The sequence below is a fragment of the Flaviflexus massiliensis genome (genome assembly GCF_001375495.1).
In the GTDB taxonomy this organism is placed as follows: Bacteria; Actinomycetota; Actinomycetes; order Actinomycetales; family Actinomycetaceae; genus Flaviflexus; species Flaviflexus massiliensis.
Genome location: NZ_LN831058.1, coordinates 732893 through 751461 on the forward strand (window position 1 = coordinate 732893; position 18569 = coordinate 751461).

Consider the following 18569-nt stretch of genomic DNA (forward strand, 5'->3'; position numbering starts at 1 on the left):
GAAAGCCCTAAGCGAATGCGTTTCTGAGCCGAGGGCGCTGAAGTTTGGGTGAATAGTCGTGAGTGGGCCGGTCAAGAGACCGGCCCACTCCTTGCTTCACGTGTTTCCCTCACCTCACGATGCGGGAAACACCAGTCTGGTTAGAATTCCGTGTCACCGGGCTCTGGGAGCTTGGGCATGTCCACCGTGGGAACCTCATCCGGGTCCGAGCCCTGGTTGAACTGGGACATGTAGAGGCGATAGTAGGCACCCTCCTGCCGGAGCAGGCTCTGGTGGTTGCCTTGCTCAACGATCGCACCGTTCTCCATGACGAGAATGATGTCGGCCTCACGGATGGTAGAGAGCCTGTGTGCGATCACGAAGGAGGTGCGGTCCGAACGGAGCGCCGCCATGGCCTCCTGCACGAGAACCTCGGTACGCGTATCAACCGACGACGTTGCCTCATCCAGGATGAGGAGGGCTGGTTGGGCGATGAAGGCACGAGCAATAGTGATGAGCTGGCGTTCGCCGGCTGAAATGTTCTCACCGCCGTCCTCGATGACCGTCTCGTAGCCATCGGGGAGAGTGTGGACGAAACGATCAACATAGGTTGCCTTGGCTGCTGCGATGACTTCGTCATCGGTCGCATCCAAGCGTCCGTAACGGATGTTGTCCATGATTGTGCCGCCGAACAGGACCGCGTCCTGCAGCACCATGCCGATCCGTGACCGGAGTTCGCCGCGCTCCAGCAGGGCAGTATCGACACCGTCGAGCCTGATCTGGCCGGACTGGATGTCGTAGAACCTCATGATGAGGTTGACGAGAGTGGTCTTGCCAGCACCGGTGGGCCCAACGATCGCGACGACCTGACCCGGTTCCGCCGTGAGCGACAGGTCGGTGATCAGCGGCTTATCGGGGCTGTACGAGAAGGCAACATGATCGAATTCGATCTTGCCCTGCACGGGCTGTGCGAGCTCTGCGGGCTGGGGGCCTGCCGGATCGAGTGTGCCGAGCTGTTTCTGTTCGCGCAGATCAGGAACCTGCTCTTCAGCGTCGAAGAGTTCGAAGATGCGTTCTGCCGAGGCGACACCGGAGATCAGCATGTTGGCCATGCCAGCAACCTGGCCGAGCGGCTGGTTGAATTCACGGGAGTACTGGATGAAGGCGGTGACAGCACCGAGGGTCATCTGTCCATTTGCGACCCGCAAGCCACCCACAACCGCGATACCGACGTAGCCGAGGTAGTTGACCCACTGCATGATCGGCATGATCATGCCCGAGTAGAATTGTGCCTTGAAGGAAGCGTCGTAGAGTTCCTCGTTGCGTTCGCGGAACTTTTTCCCCATCTCATCCTGACGGCCGAAGGCTGTTATGAGATCGTGCCCGGTGAAGGACTCTTCGATGTGGCCGTTGAGGCGGCCCGTGTGACGCCACTGGTCGGTGAACATCCGCTGTGACTTCGTGCCGATAATCCCGATGACAATCCCGGAGAGGGGAAGGGCGATGAGGGCGATGAGCGCGAGCTGCCAGGACAGGGAGAACATCATGATGATGATGCCGATGATGGTGAGCACGGAGTAGATGACGGACGTGAAGGCCTGCTGCATGGCGTTCTGGACGTTATCAACATCGTTCGTGGTGCGGGACAGAATGTCGCCGCGCGAGTTCCTGTCGAAGTAGGACAGGGGCAGGCGATTGACCTTCCGTTCGATGTCCTCCCTCATGCGGAAGATCATGCGCATGACCACATCGTTGAGGATGCGGCCCTGCAACCACATGAAGAACTGGGACATGAGGTACATGCCGAGCACGATGAGTATGAGACGGCCGAGTTCCGAGAAGTCGATTCCCGCACCGGGAACGAACTGCATGCCGGAAAGCATGTCAACCAGCTGAGTCTGCCCAGCCGCAGCCAGCCCCTCGATCACTTCCTCACGAGACAGCGTGGCCGGCATGTCAGAACTCATGAAACCGGTGAAGATGACATTCATGGCGTCGCCCAGAATTGAGGGTGCCCACACGCTAAGAACAACGGCGATCACGACCATGACAAACACGACCGTGAGTGCAAGCTGTTCGTGCACGAACAGGCGTAGGAGGCGCATGGCGGAGGGCCAGAAGGCCTTTGCCTTCCGGGGTGGGGCAGCATCTCCCCAGTCCCCCATATCGACCGAGTCCTGCAGTTCCGCAATCTCTTCCTCGGTCAGGGTCCCGTTCGACTGGTTCTTGTCGGTGCTCATGCGAGTTCCTCCTTGCTGATCTGCGAATCAACAATTTCGCGGTATGTGTCGGATGAGGACAGGAGCTCGTCGTGCGTGCCCTGGGCAACGATCTGTCCCTCTTCGAGGACCAGGATCTGGTCGGCCTCGGTAATGGTGGAGACGCGCTGGGCGACGATGATGACCGTCGCGCCCTCCGTGTAGTCATCGAGGGCTGCACGCAGATTCGCGTCCGTCGTCACGTCCAGGGCCGAGAACGAATCGTCGAACAGATATATGCGGGGCTTCGCGGTGAGTGCGCGGGCGATGCACAGGCGCTGACGCTGACCACCCGACACGTTCGTGCCGCCCTGCGAGATCGCAGAATCCAGACCGTCCTTGAGATCCTCGCCCGAACCGGTTGTCCGCTCCTTGACGAACTCGGTTGCCTGAGCGGTATCGAGTGCCGCCCACATGTCCTCCTCCGTTGCCTCGGGAGCACCGAACTGGAGATTGTCAGCAATCGTTCCCGAGAACAGGTAGGGCTTCTGCGGAACCAAGCCAACGGCCTGCGTGAGAGAGGCACGGGACAGTTCGTGAACCGGAACCCCATCGATCAACACCTGACCGGAGGTCGCGTCATAAAGGCGCGGAATCAGATTAATGAGAGTGGTCTTACCGGAACCGGTGGAACCAATAATTGCGGTGGTCTTGCCGGGGTGGGCAGTGAACGAAATGCTGTCCAGCACCGGGGATTCAGCTCCCGGGTAGGAGAACGACACATCCCTGAATTTAACCTCACCAGCATGCGTTTCCGGCATGCGCGGCTGGGCCGGCTCCACGACCGACGTTTCAGTCCCCAACACCTCACCGATGCGGCGTGCACAGATGATGGCGCGCGGGAAGATCATGAACATGAATGTTCCCATCATGACCGCAACCAGGATCTGGAGAAGATACTGCATGAATGCGGTGAGTGACCCAACATCGACCAGGTCCTGATCGACACGGTGTCCACCAAACCACAAGACTGCCGCGGTTGCGAGGTGCAGAATGATCGTGACGAGCGGACCCATGATGACAAACAGACGACCAATACGGACTGAGATGTCGGTCAGATTCGCATTTGCATCCGTGAACCGCTCCGTCTCGAACCGCTCCCGACGGAACGCACGAACAACACGGATACCCATGACCTGCTCACGCATGACACCGTTGATCTTGTCGATCGCGTCCTGCATCTTCTGGAACTGTGGCATGAGGATCGCAACAAGAATGGCGAGCATGACAAGAAGAATCGGGACCGACGTCCACACGAGCCACGACAGGCCCGGATCCTCCCGAATCGCCATGACAATACCGCCGAGCGACATGATCGGCACCATGACCACGAAGTTCAAGGTCATGAGCAGAACCATCTGAACCTGTTGCACGTCATTCGTGGCGCGAGTAATGAGGGTGGGTGCACCGAACTTCCCGATCTCCTCGGCAGAGAATGTGTCGACGCGGGAATAGACGGCATGGCGCAGGTCGCGACCAACAGACATCGCAGCTCTCGCACCAAACCACACGGCAAGAACAGCGGTAACAAGCTGAGCAAGCGCAACGGCAAGCATGATGCCGCCCGTGCTCCAGATATATCCCGTGTCACCTGTCGCGACACCGTTATCAATAATGTCTGCGTTCAAACTAGGTAAATAGAGAGTCGCGAGAGTGGTTGCGGTTTGCAGGATCACCACGGCAACCACCTGCCACTTATACGGCTTAAGGTAGTGCCGGATCAGCTTCCACAGCATGGGGCTCACTTCCGAAGATGGGTGCGTCCTCGAGGCTCGAAGATCGTTGCGGCCATGCGGATCACGCCAGACCGACAAGATAACCTACCATCCGCTACAGGCCACGAGAAGAATAGAAACGTAGGCCACAGTTACCCCACCCGTGAACCGCGGTATAGAGCAGAGACCCGATTGTGAAGCGAGCGAATCGGACAACAATGTGCCAATTACTACAATGAACGATCCTGGCGGGCTAGGCTTTCAGAAAGGAGTGGGGGCAACAATGTCAGAAAACTTCCTCGATTCAGACGTCTACGTGGCAATTCCTGAACGCGGCCAACAGGTCATGCCGCTCATGGCCGGAGACCTCGCAGACGTCCGCGTGCTCGCCAGGGAGCGACTCGCCATGTTCGCAACCGCACCCGGCGGCCCAATCCACCCCATCCACGACTACCTGGACGTCGTCAAAGACCATCCGGAATGGCCCTCCCTCATGTTCCGCGCCACCTTCGTTGACGACACTGTCATACGAATCATTGAAGAACTCCCCGACTGGAGCCTCTTTGGACCCCGTGGCAAAGCAATCGAAGATCTTATTGATCAATATCTATTCCTTGACGACATCGGAAAAGAATCATTCCACCAAGCTGAACACGCAGGCAGGCTCGCACTGCGAAACTATGCGGACGAGTCCGGTGAAGGCGTCGAATTCATCGAAACCGTCTTCGATGGCACCGTCTTCCATGGGAAGTACGCACTCGCCTGCAAGGCCCTATACTATCTTGCTAACTCCGCCAGCGTTTCGGGACCGCTCGCGCTCGCGGCCGCCATTATCCTCCGTGACGGGCTCGGCGAAGAAGCCTACGAACATCTCGTCGAACCCTACCGAACAGCCGACATCCCTTTCCTCGAAATAGTCGAATAGCCCTCCCGCAGAGCCACGATCGAACAGAACAGTAAAGACCTGTCACATCGACTCCATTAACAAGACGATGGTGTTGCGATCTGCAACGAGTCCGGATCAGATATTGCAAGTAAGAGATGAGGTGAGTCTCGCTGCAGATGAGAGTTCTCTCATCTGGGACTCCTCTTCCCCTCATCTTCCCGTCCTTCAATAGGAGTATGACCGGACCCCGGTCAGGTATGGATGAAGGTTTGCGGCATTGGAGGCAGAATGTCACGCAAAGCATGGATCGCAACGGGATCCCTCGGAGTTCTCTCAATCATTGCGAGCACGGGGCTTGCCGCTGCCGACAATGACCAGGACGTGACCCCCGGACTGCATCGGGAGGTCGACAAGAGCGACCAGACCTCCGAGTCACCGCGCTCAACACAGTCACCGCAGACCACCGTTTCCGCGGTCTCAACCACCTCGGCAAAGACCGCAGTCTCAACCGTCTCTGCTCGTTCGGCAATCTCGACACCGTCACCAGCCTTGGCACCCAACATCGTTCGGGCATCAGCACCCTCCCCGGTGTCGGCTCCGTCTGCTCCCAGCCCGGCACCTGCTCAGGCACCAGCACCTGCACCGGCGAGGACCCAGCCTGCACCGCAACCGGCACCCCAGCCCGCGCGGGTTCAGCCAGCCCCGGTCCGGAAGGCACCGGTCCAAGCACCTGCCCCCGTCTATTCGGCACCGTCCCCGGTTTCACCCCCATCCCCAGCATCCCCACCCTCACCGGTATCAGCAGACTCCGGCCCATCGGCACCATCCGCTGATTCTCCGTGATCTAAACATCGATTTTCACCAGCCGGCCACACCCAGGGCGGCACGCAGAGTGACATGCGTGCCGCCCGTCTTTTGTCTCGAAGGAACTGCTTGTTGTGCCTGAGAGAAAAGAAAATGTGCCTCAACCGTGAAGGTGGCAGCACATGACTGCGCTGATAGGTGACTAGCCGTTTTCGCTGAAGTCGGCTTCCCAAAGCCCATAGGTGACTCCGGCAGGTGTAGAGGCATCGTTGAAGCGGCCCATCTCTCCCATATCCGTAAAGGGCTCGTCGGTGCATCCGCCACTGTCTTTGAAGAGATTGAGAGCATTCTCAAGGTCGCCTATCAAGATCGACACGAGCCAGGTGCATTCGGCAGATTCAGGGTCCTTGGGGAAGCTGAAGCCGTAGGCATCTGTCTCTGCTCCCGGGACCTTGATCGCCCAGTAATGATCATCATAATTGACCGCTTCGAGACCGAAGCACTCCGCGTAGAACTGGGAAGCAGCGGCCGGGTTGGGACTCAAGTGTTCGAACCAGAATGGTGTGCCGGGAACCATCATGAACCCCATCCCGATGAACGTAATGAGTTCCCACAGGCCGATTTGGGCACCGAATGGATCAACAAGGATGGATTGCTTGCCGAGGGTCATGACGCTCTAGACTTCCTCAGCATCCATAAGCAACACCTGGGAGCCTTTGTTACGCATGCTCTCCAGGGCTTCGTGAATGTCAGAAACTGTCAGCCATACGTCTATTCGGTCCGGGGTGGCTTCTTCTTTTGGGATGGGCCAGATTCCGCTGACTGGCTGTCCGGAGACGGAGGCGAGAGCGTACCCTCCCAAGTTTGGATCGCCTGGAGGAATCTCCCATCCAGCTGTTCGTCGAAAAAATTCGGTACCTGATTCTAGATCGTTGAATTCGACCTGCATCCAGCAGGGTGTTCCGTGTGAGAAATCCATATCACTATCTCCCGTGTGAGAGCCACGTTACATGCTGGTTGGCGGAGGAGATAGTGCTCGGGAGGATTGCCAAGCAGCGAAGCGATACGCCCTATTTGAAGCGAGCTGCTAGCCGATATTGTCCCGGATTTTCAATATTGACACTGAGATGGCAATGCGAAGGCTGTTCGGTTGATGCTCCAGAGGAGCGTCACCTGACGAGAGAGCAAGATGGTCGGTTCCCGAAATTGAGAACCGACCATTTTTGCGGAGACGGAGGGATTTGAACCCTCGAGGGGCTTAGCACCCCTACCTCCTTAGCAGGGAGGCGCACTCGACCTGACTATGCGACGTCTCCAAGTGCTAATAGTTAGCGCTACCTAGATTACAGGGCAATGAACTTAGATGCTAATAGAGATGTCCGTGTAAAACAGGAGGGAGTAGTTCGAGCCGGCAACACTTCGAAGCCTGATGCTTACGCAACTACGAAACGAGTTTGGTGAGCTTTGCAGCCGTGCTTCAGGTGAAGTGAGATGAGCTGCTCTGGCTCTGAAGTCCGCAAGATGATGCCATTTTCAAGTGCGCTAGCTGCTGCCAAGAAGTCTTGGGAACAGCGTGGAATCGATGCTTGGCCGGGAGGTGTTGCCCTTCAAGTGACTCGAAGAGCAACACAACGATGCGGAGGGTGTCTGTAAACGGTGTGGTCAACCACACTGATAATGAGGCCTGAAGATTGCTGCCAACAATCTAAGCGGCCATGGCGTATTCGAAGCCCTCATCAAGGAAGTGAATGGTGGGGGAGGCGAGGAACAGCTGGGGAGAAAGACTGGCTGACCAGCATGCAACTGTCACGTTGGCGGACTTGGCGGTGAGGGCTACTGCCTCGGCAAAGATGTGGTCACCCGAGATGACGACGACATCGTCGAACCTGTCGGAAAGGTTCTCGGTCGTGAGGATTTCGAGGAGGGCAAGGTCAGCGCCGTCGCTACCGTCGCGAACAACCTTCCGGGCCTGCGGCCATGCCACACCCACATTGACGTAACCAGCGGGGCCAACACCGAGAACAATGTGATCGCAGGAGCTAAAGAGGCCGGAGTTCTCTAGCTTCTCCTTGGCCCAGAGTGCTTGATCCAGCGTGTGGACCTGTCCTCCGACAACATTCTCAATATCGATGAGAACGATTCGCCTGCCGGTTTGTGTTGCCGTTGTCTTTGTACGCGTCGTTGCGAGCATGATGATTCCTCACTGTTTTGTAATTGCTTTAGTGCTCCTTATGTGACGGTTTGAAGAACCTGTCCGCTGCCCTCCGGATGGGCGGTGAGTGAATGTGTTCTTGCTAACCATTACTTAATAAGTTAGCAACCGGGTTGGACAGAATTCCTTGAAGTTTCGCAGCAGTGAGGTCTTGGGCGAACGAAAAATCATCAAAATCGATGGAACCAGGGAGGAATAAAATGAGTTGGGACGTGAGCATCTCACTCTGTCCCAACTCATTCAGATGGCGGAGGGTGGGGGATTCGAACCCCCGATACGGGATCGCCGTATAACGGTTTTCAAGACCGTCTCATTCGGCCGCTCTGACAACCCTCCAAGCCACATCATCATACAAGCCGGGGAGCTGACATGCACATTGCTGACATACTGATGCAATGGGAAACACAATGCTTGCCGTGACCGAAACATCGAATCTTCAGGCCGTTGAGCGCCCACGACCCACGCCGGGCCCGGGAGAGGTTCTCATTCGCGTGGACTTTGCGGGGATGAACCCGGTTGACCTCGGTCAATTGGACGGGAAGTATCCCGCACCCGAGGGGGCAAGTGACATTCTGGGAGTTGAAGTATCGGGCCGCCGGGTCGATAACGGTGACCGGGTCATGGCTCTCGTGACGAGTGGGGCCTACGGTCAATACGTTGCCGTTCCAGAAAATATGGTCATGCTCGTTCCCGATGGTTTGAGTCAGGAGCAGGCTGCCGCCGTTCCCGAGTCGCTTGCAACCGCATGGTCGAATCTTGTTGATGCTCTGCGGGTCCAGCCAGGTGAAACTGTGCTGATTCAGGGTGGTTCTGGTTCGCTTGGGAGTTTCGCCATCCAGCTGGCTCGCGAACTTGGTGCGACGGTGCTTGCGACCGCTGGTGGTTCGGAGCGGTGCGCCCGGGTTGAGGAACTTGGTGCCTTTGCCGTCGATCATCGGGGCGATGACATTGTTGCGCGGGTGAAGGAACGAGCCGAGAACGGTGTCGATGCGGTCATGAACATCATGGGTTCCGATGTGGGGGAGATGCTCAAGGTCCTGAACCGAAGGGGACGCATGTGCGTGATCTCCCTCCAAGGTGGTACCAGGTCGGATGTGCCGGTTGGTTTGCTCATGGTTAAGCACCTGAGCCTGATCGGAACCACGCTGCGGAGCAGATCGGATGAAGAGAAGTCGGCAATCGTTCGGGCCGCAGCGGAGTTTGCCCTGCCGAGACTTAACGACGGCAGCATTGTTCCGATCGTTGCCCGGGTGTTCCCGCTCTCTCGTGTCGCGGAGGCGGTGGAGTACTTGAAGGGAGGATCTCCTTTCGGCAAGGTGATCCTCGATATGAGGGAACAGGCCTAGGGAGAGATTCCGTCTCTGTCAGGCGGATTGAGACAGGCAGGGATTTTTACAGGAGTTACACGGTGCGTTTAGAGCAGGTGCTCGAGGACGATCGCGAGACCGTCATCTTCAACCGAGGCCGTCCTGGCATTGGCGGCGCGATGAACCTTGTCGTTGGCGTCTCCCATGGAGATGCCGGTGCCGGCCCAGTCCAACATTTCAATATCGTTGTTGCCATCTCCAACGGTGAGGACTGATGAGAGCGGGAGCTTGTATTGCTGGCGGAGCTTCTCGAGTGCCGTGGCTTTGGTGACTCCCTCGGGTGAAATGTCGAGCCAGGCTGTCCACCCGATCGCATACTCAACACCGTTGAGCCCGAGGTCGTCTACTCGGTGCTGGAGTTCGTCCGCGCTCAGATAGGGTGCGCGCACCGTCAGGCGCGTGGCGTCGTTCCCTGCGAGTTCGTGGAGCGGGGTAACAACGGATTCACCCGTTAGTTCACCAGCGGGGAAGTGGTCGGAAACCCTGCGCGGCCCCCAGGCAGGCTCCACCGCCATGATCGCCTCCGGAATGTTCGCGGATACGAGCTCGATCTCGGTGGAGGGATTAAATGTCACGTAATCGAGGAGCCGGGTGCCCGGGTTGAGACCCGGCTCGTTCGCAGTGACGTCACGAGCGAAGGTGAGGGCACCGTTGGCGCAGACGGAGATCCCGTCGGGAAGCTCCAACTGCTCCGCAACAAGCATCATCCCGTCCACGCCGCGGCCGGTCGCAAGAATGATCCGGGTTCCGCTGTCGAGGTGGGCGTGGACAGCCTCCTTGACCCGAGGTGAGAGAGAAGTGTCGTGTCCGATCGTGGTGCCGTCAAGGTCGAGGGCCACCATGAGGTCAGTGCCCGCCTTCGGCAGGTCCGACATGGCATCTGTCAGGCGCGCGGCATCATCCGCAGTAAATTCGGTTCTCACAGCGGTGAAATAATCTCGCGGCCACCAAGGTAGGGGCGCAATCCTTCGGGAACGTAGAGGCTGCCGTCTTCCTGCTGGTGGTTTTCGAGGATGGCAACGAGCCAGCGCGTGGTGGCGAGGGTGCCGTTCAGAGTGGCAACGGTCTGGGTTTGACCGTTCACGCGTTCGCGGATGCCGAGGCGGCGGGCCTGGAAGGTGGTGCAGTTGGAGGTGGAGGTAACTTCCATCCACCTCTCCTGGGAGGGAAGCCATGCCTCGCAGTCAAACTTTCGGGCTGCCGAGCTTCCGAGATCACCCGCCGCGGTGTCAATCACGCGGTAGGGAAGCTCCACCTTGGCAAGCATCTCTTCTTCCAGCGCCAAGAGTTTCGCGTGCTCCTCTTCCGCGCCGTCGGGAGTGCAATAGGAGAACATTTCAACCTTGTTGAACTGGTGGACACGGATAATGCCGCGCGTGTCCTTACCGTAGGAACCGGCCTCACGGCGATAGCAGGTTGACCACCCCGCATACCTCTTGGGACCATCCGACAGGTCAATGATTTCGTCCGAGTGGAAGCCAGCAAGAGCAACCTCAGAGGTGCCGACCAGGTACAGGTCGTCGGCTGGTAGGTGGTAGATCTCATCCGAGTGCGCACCGAGGAACCCGGTTCCCGCCATGACTTCCGGCTTGACCAGGGTTGGGGTGATGGTCAGCTTGAATCCATTTGCTTCAGCAAGATCGGCGGCGGCGGTCAGCATGGCGAGTTCGAGGCGGGCACCGATGCCGGTCAAGTAGTAGAAGCGCGACCCGGAAACCTTCGTTCCGCGCGTCATATCTATCGCTTCGAGACCTTCCGCAATATCGAGGTGGTCCCTGACGGGAAAATCGAAACTGGAGACCTCGCCGACGTGCTTGAGGACCTCGTAGTCGTCCTCACCACCGGCGGGAACGCCGTCGATCACGATGTTGTCGATCGAGCGGGCCACCCGCTCGTATTCGCCATTCGCATCGGACGCGACCTGTTCGAGTTCTTTCACCTTCGCGGACAGTTCCTGTGCCTGCGCAAGGATTGCCTGCCTCTCATCCGGGCTGGCCTTCCCAATCGTCCGAGACAGTGCCTTTTGCTCTGCACGCGTTTCTTCAGCGAGTTGGAGTGTCGATCTACGAGACTCATCGGCCCGAAGTAGCGTGTCGACGAGCGATTCGTCGGCGCCACGTGCTCGCTGCGAGGCCTTCACGGCCTCAGGATTGTCACGAACAAAGCGAATATCGATCATGCACCTAGTCTAACCCGCACTGTATCCTTTCGATATGTCCTGGGAATCATGGGTTGCGATTATCGCTCTTCTCGTGGCGCTAGTCGCCCTCATCCTCACCTTCCGTAACCGAAGGCTCATCACCTCGCTGACAAGTCGCCGAGTCACGACCATAGCCGGTGGTGGCGAGACGCCGCATGAAGAGAAGGACGGCGTTCCCATCGCCGTGATCTTCAACCCCTCGAAAAATATTGATGTTCCCGATCTGAAGAAACGTGTGGAGGAACGGGCCGCTGAAACCGGGTACGGGGAAGTCCGGTGGATTGAGACCGCCGTTGATGATCCGGGACTCGGACAGGCCCGGAAGGCCGTTGAAGACGGGGCTGGCCTCGTTATTGCCGCCGGTGGTGATGGAACCGTGCGTGCCGTCGCGCAGAGCCTCGCCGGAACCGGCGTTCCCCTGGGGATTATCGCTCAGGGAACGGGGAACCTGCTTGCCCGCAACATGGACCTCAATATCTCCTCCGTGCCCGACATGATCGAGTCCGCACTCACCGGACAATCGCACGCCATGGATATTGGTTACATCTCCACCAGCCCGCTCACCGATGCTGAACAGGTCGAAGCACGCTCGATCGATTCCGAAGCCGAAAGCGTCCCGGCAGGGGAACACGCCTTCGCCGTCATTGCCGGTCTCGGTTTCGATGCGGCAATGGTCGGCGATGCTGACTCCGATCTCAAGGCACGCATGGGCTGGGTCGCCTACGTAGCCTCCGCCGTCAAGAACCTCAAGGCCGACAAGATCCATGCCGGAGTCAAGGCAGGTGATGCTGAGGAGATCATGATTGATGCTCGCTCCATCATGTTCGCCAACTGCGGGAAGCTCCCCGGTGGTGTTGTCCTTGCGCCGGATGCTCAATTGGACGATGGCTGGCTTGAGCTTGTCATTCTCGACACCAAGGGTGGCCTGGTTGGGTGGGCTGACCTCCTGCGACGCATGGGGCTCGCCGGAATCGGGGTGACGAACGATGGCCTCCCATCAACCGGCACTCTCGATATGAGGAAAACCCGTTCCGCAAACGTTGTTGCCGATGCTCCCACCCGCATCCAGGTCGACGGTGATGTTCTCGGTTACGCCACCCACGTTCGTGCCCGGGTCGAACCGGGCGGTCTCCTCATCCGGTTCTAAGACATTCCGACCAAGAAACCGGACACCCAAATAACGAACTGATGGAGTTAGTTACCTTCGCTAGCTGTTTACTTGCTAGTTGAGGAGCGAGTTTACCCAGGAGCGGGCGGCAACGAAGTCCTGATCGGCTGTGCCGGGGCGGAGCCGCACCGGCTCCTGCTTCGCACTCGGGTACGAACCGATGAAACGCACGAGCGGGCTGGTGCGGTGGAGGCTGATGAGGACCGCCTGCACCCTCTCGTCGCTCACGTGCCCCTCGCAGTCGATTGAGAACTGGTAGCGGCCGAGCGAATCGCCAACCGGGCGGGATTCGATCCGTGACAGGTTGACACCGCGGGTTGCGAACTGCTCGAGCATGGCCAGCAGCGCGCCCGCCTCATCGGAGGGAAGCTGCACCTGAAGGGTGGTCTTGTCTGAACCGGTCGGTTCGGGAAGCGGGGTCTGCTCGGAGCCGACACAGATGAACCGGGTGACGGCATCCGGATTGTCGGCAACACCCTCGGCAATAACCGTGAGGCCGTACTGCTCGGCAGACAGCGGGTTGCACAGCACCGCATCGAAATTCATGGCACCCTCGGCCATGGCCTTCGCGGCCGCCGCGGTTGAGGTTGCCGGAACATGGCTTGCCTCCGTCAGATTGTCCGCGATCCAATGCTGGCACTGCGCCCACGCGTGCGGATGGGTCGAGATCCGCTTCACCTGATCGAGCGGCAAATCATCGCGAGTTGCGAGCACGAACGTGATCGGCACCAGCATCTCCGCCACAATCCGCAGATTGCTCCCGTTCGAGAGGGAGTCGATCGTGGCGTTCACGCCACCTTCGACAGAGTTCTCGATCGGCACCACGGCAAAATCGGTCTCGCCGGCACGCACCATCGACAGTGCCGTCGGCACATCAATAGCAGGAACGTGCTCCTCTTCATTCTTTGACAGCTGGTTGAGAGCCTGGTGAGTGAAGGTGCCCCGGGGGCCGAGATATGAATACCGCATGTCTTTATCGTAGACCTCCTAAACTGAGGCTCAGACCGAGGGTTCTATATGATCGTCCCATGAGATCCGCCATCAGCCTGCTCCTCCTGGTGTGCCTCAGCGTGCTGATACCGCCCGCCGCGGCCTCCGACAGCGAGCGACCGACGGTGCTGATCGGGACTGGCGGTGTCATGTGGGAGTACGTGAACGAACACGACACCCCTAATCTGTACGCGCTTTCCAACGAATCCGCGGTTGGTAACGTGAGTGTGCGCGGCCCCCACCCATCGGCATGTCCCGCCGATGGGTGGCTCACGCTCGGAGCGGGGGAACGAGCGGGGGACGGGGTGAAAGATGGTGGCAGATGCCGAATCCTCGAAGAACCGGTCAATGGCGAGATCCCGCACTGGGAAGAGTACGAGAAGGCGATCGAAACCTCCCCGTACAGCCCCACCCTGGGATCCCTTGCCGAATTGACGGAGGGAAGCTCGACGCTCACGATCGGGCCCGGTGCGGCACTCGCGCTGGCGGACAGCGCGGGAACAGTAGAGAACTACGGTGGGTTGGCGGAACTGCCGGACCTGCTAAACGAACAGGATCTTGTCCTCATCGACATCGGCGCGATCACGGAAGAGGACCCCATAACCTTCACCGACACGGAGCCACGCCCCACAACCGATCCATCATCTGCAGCCTTCACCGCACCGGAATGGGATGAGGAGCGGATCAGGGAGCGCATGGTGGAGCTCGATCAACAACTCGGGCAGGTCCTCGAGACTGTTGAGGAATCGATGCCCGATGCCAGGATTCTTTTCGTGTCGCTCGCAGACTACTCCGGCACAGTGACGACACTTCAGGTCATCATGGAGCGCACCGGTGAGCCCGGCCTGCTCTCCTCATCAACCACCCGCAGAGCCGGACTCGTCACCGCCACCGACCTACTCCCGAGCCTCGTCTCGGACGCGGCAGGAGTTGTCGGTCCCGGATCCGCGATCACGGCCTCGCCAGGCGGGACCTATGAGGACAATCGGAATGCGGTGACTGCTTTCGACTCCCTCACCCAGGCGATCAAACCAGCAACGGGCTGGGTTTTTGGCATGTGGGGGACAGCCTGGATTCTTACCCTGCTGGCAACCCTGCTGCTTCGCCGCAACCGTATCGTTCACGGGGCTGCGCTCGCGGTCGCTTCTGTCCCCGCATCAGCCGTGCTCGTCAATGCTCTGCCGTGGCACGAAACGGGCGCGCCTACCCTCGTGCTAGCTCTGGGTATTGCCCTCCTCGGCGTCGTCATTGGAGTGGTGGCGGAACGGTGGGGCCAACGGGACAGGCTCATGCCCGCGCTCGCCGTCTCGATCATCACCCTCGCGGCGTATCTCCTGCCCGTCCTGGTGGGGTCGCCGCTGGCACTCAACTCCGTGTTCGGTGCGCTGCCTGCGGTGGGTCGCTTCTACGGCATGAACAACATGATGTTCGCGATCGTAACCGCAAGCGGACTCGTTCTTGCCGGCATCATCGCCGAACGAGTGAGACCCCGTCACCGGGCGGCCCTACTTATCCTCGCCCTCGGAGCCATCATCATTCTCATTGACGGATCGCCGTGGCATGGGACGGACTTTGGGGGACCCCCGGTTCTCACCGTCGTGTTTGGGATGATGGCGTGGCTCGTATCGGGACGCAAACTCACCTGGCTCTCCAGCCTCGGCATGGTCCTTGCCGGAGTTGTTGTTGCCGGCATGTCCCTCCTGGTCGACTACCTGCGACCCGTTGAGGAACGCACTCACCTGGGCGACTTTGCTGAGTCTCTTCTGAGTGGTGAAGGCTTCGATGTGGTGTGGCGGAAGGGTATGGCTGTCTTAAATCAGTGGCCGCTTATCCTTCTCCTCCTCGTTGTCTTCGGCGCGATTGCCTACCTGTGGTGGAAGAGGGGACCGAAACTTCCCACAATCAGTGGCAATAGGCCGTGGCTGTGGACGACGCTCGCGATCAGCGTGGCGCTACTTGGGGGGATGGTTCTCAACGACTCCGGAGTCATCATCGTGATCGTGGGCGGCATGGTCGCGATCCCACTCCTTGCCTCGGTCCTGTACTACCGATCTCTTCCAAGCGGCGACACCGCGGCACGAAAAGCGGAGCACACAGAACTCGTAGGGAAAACGGACTGAAAGACCCGCGCTAAGTGTGGTGGCTGTGCTGAGTGGGGCCCGTTAGGAACGGGTGTTGGAGGATTCTCCAGAGTCAGGCACGGGACGGATCCGGTAGGCGCAGAACGGTTCGCCCGGGCGCTGGGTTGTGGGATCGACACGGTACTGGGATGACACCCTGACCCCGCGCAGCCTGCGCATGTTGACCGCGAGGGCAACATCTCGGTACTGGGCGGCACGATGAAGCTGACCGGAAAAGTCGTTGCCCGTGGGGCGGTGTTGCAGATCGCAAGGGATCTCCTGGATCGTCATACCCGCCACCAGCATGTCGATCGTCATCGCCGTCTCCACCCCCCAGCCGCGGGCGAGGGGACGTGCCGACTCGTAGGCTTCCCGCGTCATGCAGCGCTGCCCGGACAGGGGCTGGGTGGGGGACCAGCCGGTCATGTTCGAGATCGCCTTGCGGGAAAGCCCCGTGACGAGACCGTGCCCGCCCGCGCCCGCCTGCTTGGGGAGGACGGCAATGGTGCAGTCGACGGTGCCGTTGGCGACGGGCTCGACGAGGGGAGCGGTTTGAACCGCGGTTTCGCCAAGGTCGGCGTCAATAAACATGAGGAGGCGAGGTTGGCGGCCTTCCGCGTCCCTCATGGCCACCACGGAGGCGCCGGTTTCGATCGCCGATGCCTTACCCCTGTTAACAGGGTGGCGGACCACGGTGGCGCCTGCCGCTCGGGCAACCGACTGAGTGTCGTCAGTCGAACCGTCGTCAACCACAACAATGAGATCGACGTGGGGAATAGCGCGCGCGGAACGGATGGTGGAGGCAATAAGGTCGACTTCGTCCTTCGCCGGGATGACAACAGCCACATGCGCACTTGAAGAGTTCACGGCTTCATCTTAACTTGTGTGAGAGTGAGAGATTGCCAACAGTCCAAAACCGGCAGATCGGATAACAAGATCTGACCTGCCGGAAGTGGATGAACTGTTAGCGAAGAGTGACCTGGCGGGAGACGATTCCCGACCTGGTTCTCTTCTCCTCGGGGGTGAGGGGCTCGGTTGAATTAATGGCGGCCTCGAACTCTGCTTCGAAGGTTGCCATGGGGCTACCGAGCTCGTCGGCTTCCGTCCCGGGGGCAAGTTGCCAGACGGGAATGAGCAGGCCGCTTCCGCGGAACGCGCCGACGAAGCGAGCATCCTTGTCGAAGCCCTCGGAGCGGGCGGACTGGAGGCGAGCAAGTCCGTCGAGGACCCGGTCCTGGTCCTCGGTGCGGATCCAGCGCACGAACTCGCTGGTCATGCGGCACCAGTAGGCGCCGCGCACGCCCTCGATACTGGCAGAGGGGGTCACGTTCTCGCGTGTCTGATCGATGGCCTGACGGACATCCTCCCGGTCCTTCTCCTCCTCGCTCATCCAGTACGAGAAGTCTTCGTACAGGATGAGTTCAAGCTCCGTGTTTTCCAGGACATCCTGGAGGCGGGGCCCGGGTTCGGCGAGTTCCGCGGACTGGATGGCGGCGCCCGGTTCGAGCTCGAGAGCGTCGATAATGACGGCGGCAAGGTCGCGGGAGGCGTCACCGGATCCGGTGACGGTCTGGACTGCGACGAGGAGCTCGCCGCTTTCACGGCGAACCGCTGCCGACATGTTCGGCAGGAGCGTCACGAGAGTGATGTCCTGGCTACCGTAGTCGGCGGTCGTGGTGACGGTGGTGGTGGCTGCGGGGAGGATCTCCCTCATGGCGACCAGTTCGGTTTCACCTTTCAGCCCCTCGTAGGGGCGTTCCACGAAGGGAACCCGCTTCCTCTTTGGTGCCTTGTCTTTCAGGCGATTTTTCTTACCCAATAGTTTTCCTTAAGCAATTGTGGGGATGTCACCATCGGACGATACGAGGGGGAGCCCGTGGTTCTGCCAGGAAGCCATACCGTCGGACAGGTCCCAGGCATCGATACCGTGGTCTGCGAGGATCTCGGCTGCTTGGGCACTCCTGCGACCCAGGCGGCAGACAACCATGATGTCGGTGTCGGGAATCTCGTCGATGCGGTCGGCGAGTTCGTCAAGGGGAATGTGGAGGGCGCCGGGAGCATGCCCAGCGTCCCACTCATCTTCACCGCGAACGTCAATGAGAGTGAATCCCTCCGGGATGGGATCGTCAGCATTGAGGTCCGTGGTGACGAGCGGTCCCGGATTCTGTGGAATAGCCATAGACCTAGGGTACGGTGAAAGAATGTTGAGAAGAAACTCTGCCTTCGCTTTTGTTCTTGCTGTACTGGGAAGTTTGTTCCTGACCGTTAGCCCCGTTCATGCTCACGACACGCTTATTAGTGTCACTCCCGACGATGGGAGCGAAGTTGAGACGGCACCTGAAGAGGCAGTGTTGACCTTCTCCGCTCAGCTCATGGACATTGAACCCCAGGCCGTCGTCCAGCAGGGCGACACCGTTATTGACACGGAGGCCGTCTCGATCGAGGGCTCGGACCTCATCGTGCCCCTGCCCGAACTTGAAGCCGGCGACTACTCCATCGTCTATTCTGTTGTGTCATCCGATGGGCACCGGATTGACGGTCAAACGTCCTTCACCGTGACCGTCGGAGCCGCGGGCTCGGAAGAGCGGGCCGCGGAAGAAACTGAACCGGCAGAGGAATCCGGTGCGGTACCCGGGGAGGAAACCGAAACCGGAGCACCTGAGGATGCCGACGCCGATGAAGATGCTGCCGTCGAAGGCGAGGCAGAAGAAGGCACCGAAGAAATCATCCCGATTTCTGACGAAGTGGAGCCGGGGCCCGAAGATGATTCCAGCGGCCTGTCCTCAGTCTTCCTGTGGGGCGGAATCGTGATTGCCGTGCTCGGACTGGGTGTCATCATCTACCGGGCCGTATCCCAGCGCCAGAGTTAG

At 59.5% G+C, this 18569-nt stretch carries 16 protein-coding genes and 2 tRNA genes; 6 read left to right on the forward strand and 12 right to left on the reverse strand.

Annotated elements, in window-relative coordinates; all coding sequences use genetic code 11:
• Window positions 1-140: 140 nt before the first annotated feature.
• Window positions 141-2219, reverse strand: a complete 2079-nt coding sequence (locus tag BN1241_RS07205) for an ABC transporter ATP-binding protein (RefSeq protein ID WP_054952974.1) — start codon at window positions 2217-2219, stop codon at window positions 141-143.
• Window positions 2216-3973 carry an ABC transporter ATP-binding protein gene (locus tag BN1241_RS07210; protein WP_054952975.1) on the reverse strand — a complete coding sequence of 586 codons (1758 nt, stop codon included), beginning with the start codon at window positions 3971-3973 and terminating at the stop codon, window positions 2216-2218. Before BN1241_RS07210 ends, BN1241_RS07205 begins: the two co-directional genes overlap by 4 nt.
• Before the next feature lie 262 nt (window positions 3974-4235).
• Between BN1241_RS07210 and BN1241_RS07215 the strand changes: the two genes are divergently transcribed.
• Window positions 4236-4877, forward strand: coding sequence for a hypothetical protein (locus tag BN1241_RS07215; RefSeq protein WP_054952976.1), 642 nt, complete (start codon window positions 4236-4238; stop codon window positions 4875-4877).
• Window positions 4878-5126: 249 nt separating this feature from the next.
• Entirely contained in the window at window positions 5127-5681 is a 555-nt protein-coding gene (locus BN1241_RS12835) for a hypothetical protein (protein ID WP_147599321.1), read from the forward strand.
• Window positions 5682-5844: 163 nt separating this feature from the next.
• Here the strand turns inward: BN1241_RS12835 and BN1241_RS07225 are convergent, their stop codons facing one another.
• From BN1241_RS07225 to BN1241_RS07245, 4 genes are all read right to left on the reverse strand, one after another.
• Window positions 5845-6312 carry a VOC family protein gene (locus BN1241_RS07225; protein ID WP_054952978.1) on the reverse strand — a complete coding sequence of 156 codons (468 nt, stop codon included), beginning with the start codon at window positions 6310-6312 and terminating at the stop codon, window positions 5845-5847.
• A gap of 556 nt (window positions 6313-6868) precedes the next feature.
• Window positions 6869-6958, reverse strand: a tRNA-Ser gene (locus tag BN1241_RS07235).
• 389 nt (window positions 6959-7347) lie between these two features.
• Complete coding sequence (locus BN1241_RS07240; RefSeq protein ID WP_054952980.1) at window positions 7348-7833, reverse strand: NYN domain-containing protein; 486 nt, start codon at window positions 7831-7833, stop codon at window positions 7348-7350.
• A 266-nt stretch (window positions 7834-8099) separates the two neighbouring features.
• Window positions 8100-8190, reverse strand: a tRNA-Ser gene (locus tag BN1241_RS07245).
• Between the two features lie 59 nt (window positions 8191-8249).
• Here BN1241_RS07245 and BN1241_RS07250 point away from each other — a divergent pair.
• Window positions 8250-9200, forward strand: coding sequence for an NAD(P)H-quinone oxidoreductase (locus tag BN1241_RS07250; protein ID WP_054952981.1), 951 nt, complete (start codon window positions 8250-8252; stop codon window positions 9198-9200).
• A gap of 68 nt (window positions 9201-9268) precedes the next feature.
• Here the strand turns inward: BN1241_RS07250 and BN1241_RS07255 are convergent, their stop codons facing one another.
• Together BN1241_RS07255 and serS are read right to left on the reverse strand one after the other, a co-directional pair.
• A complete protein-coding gene (locus BN1241_RS07255; RefSeq protein WP_230198285.1) occupies window positions 9269-10144 on the reverse strand; it encodes an HAD family hydrolase in 876 nt (291 codons plus the stop codon).
• Entirely contained in the window at window positions 10141-11400 is a 1260-nt protein-coding gene (gene serS / locus BN1241_RS07260; protein ID WP_054952982.1) for a serine--tRNA ligase, read from the reverse strand. The genes BN1241_RS07255 and serS overlap by 4 nt, the downstream gene beginning before the upstream one ends.
• A gap of 34 nt (window positions 11401-11434) precedes the next feature.
• Here serS and BN1241_RS07265 point away from each other — a divergent pair, with 34 nt between their 5' ends.
• The gene (locus tag BN1241_RS07265; RefSeq protein WP_054952983.1) at window positions 11435-12568 is read left to right on the forward strand and encodes a diacylglycerol/lipid kinase family protein; all 1134 of its coding nucleotides are present in this window, start codon (window positions 11435-11437) and stop codon (window positions 12566-12568) included.
• Between the two features lie 75 nt (window positions 12569-12643).
• On the opposite strand, the gene pheA is transcribed toward BN1241_RS07265, so the two are convergent.
• Window positions 12644-13558 (reverse strand): prephenate dehydratase, encoded by a 915-nt coding sequence (gene pheA, locus BN1241_RS07270; protein WP_054952984.1) that lies wholly within the window; start codon window positions 13556-13558, stop codon window positions 12644-12646.
• 59 nt (window positions 13559-13617) lie between these two features.
• Here pheA and BN1241_RS07275 point away from each other — a divergent pair, with 59 nt between their 5' ends.
• Window positions 13618-15699, forward strand: coding sequence for a hypothetical protein (locus BN1241_RS07275; RefSeq protein ID WP_054952985.1), 2082 nt, complete (start codon window positions 13618-13620; stop codon window positions 15697-15699).
• Between the two features lie 42 nt (window positions 15700-15741).
• Here BN1241_RS07275 and BN1241_RS07280 read toward each other — a convergent pair whose 3' ends face one another.
• The 3 genes from BN1241_RS07280 to BN1241_RS07290 form a co-directional block, all read right to left on the reverse strand.
• Window positions 15742-16566, reverse strand: coding sequence for a glycosyltransferase family 2 protein (locus tag BN1241_RS07280; protein WP_054952986.1), 825 nt, complete (start codon window positions 16564-16566; stop codon window positions 15742-15744).
• A 97-nt stretch (window positions 16567-16663) separates the two neighbouring features.
• Entirely contained in the window at window positions 16664-17518 is an 855-nt protein-coding gene (locus tag BN1241_RS07285) for a DUF5926 family protein (RefSeq protein WP_054952987.1), read from the reverse strand.
• A 9-nt stretch (window positions 17519-17527) separates the two neighbouring features.
• Window positions 17528-17878 (reverse strand): rhodanese-like domain-containing protein, encoded by a 351-nt coding sequence (locus BN1241_RS07290; RefSeq protein WP_054952988.1) that lies wholly within the window; start codon window positions 17876-17878, stop codon window positions 17528-17530.
• 22 nt (window positions 17879-17900) lie between these two features.
• Here BN1241_RS07290 and BN1241_RS07295 point away from each other — a divergent pair, with 22 nt between their 5' ends.
• A complete protein-coding gene (locus BN1241_RS07295; RefSeq protein WP_187117614.1) occupies window positions 17901-18569 on the forward strand; it encodes a copper resistance CopC family protein in 669 nt (222 codons plus the stop codon).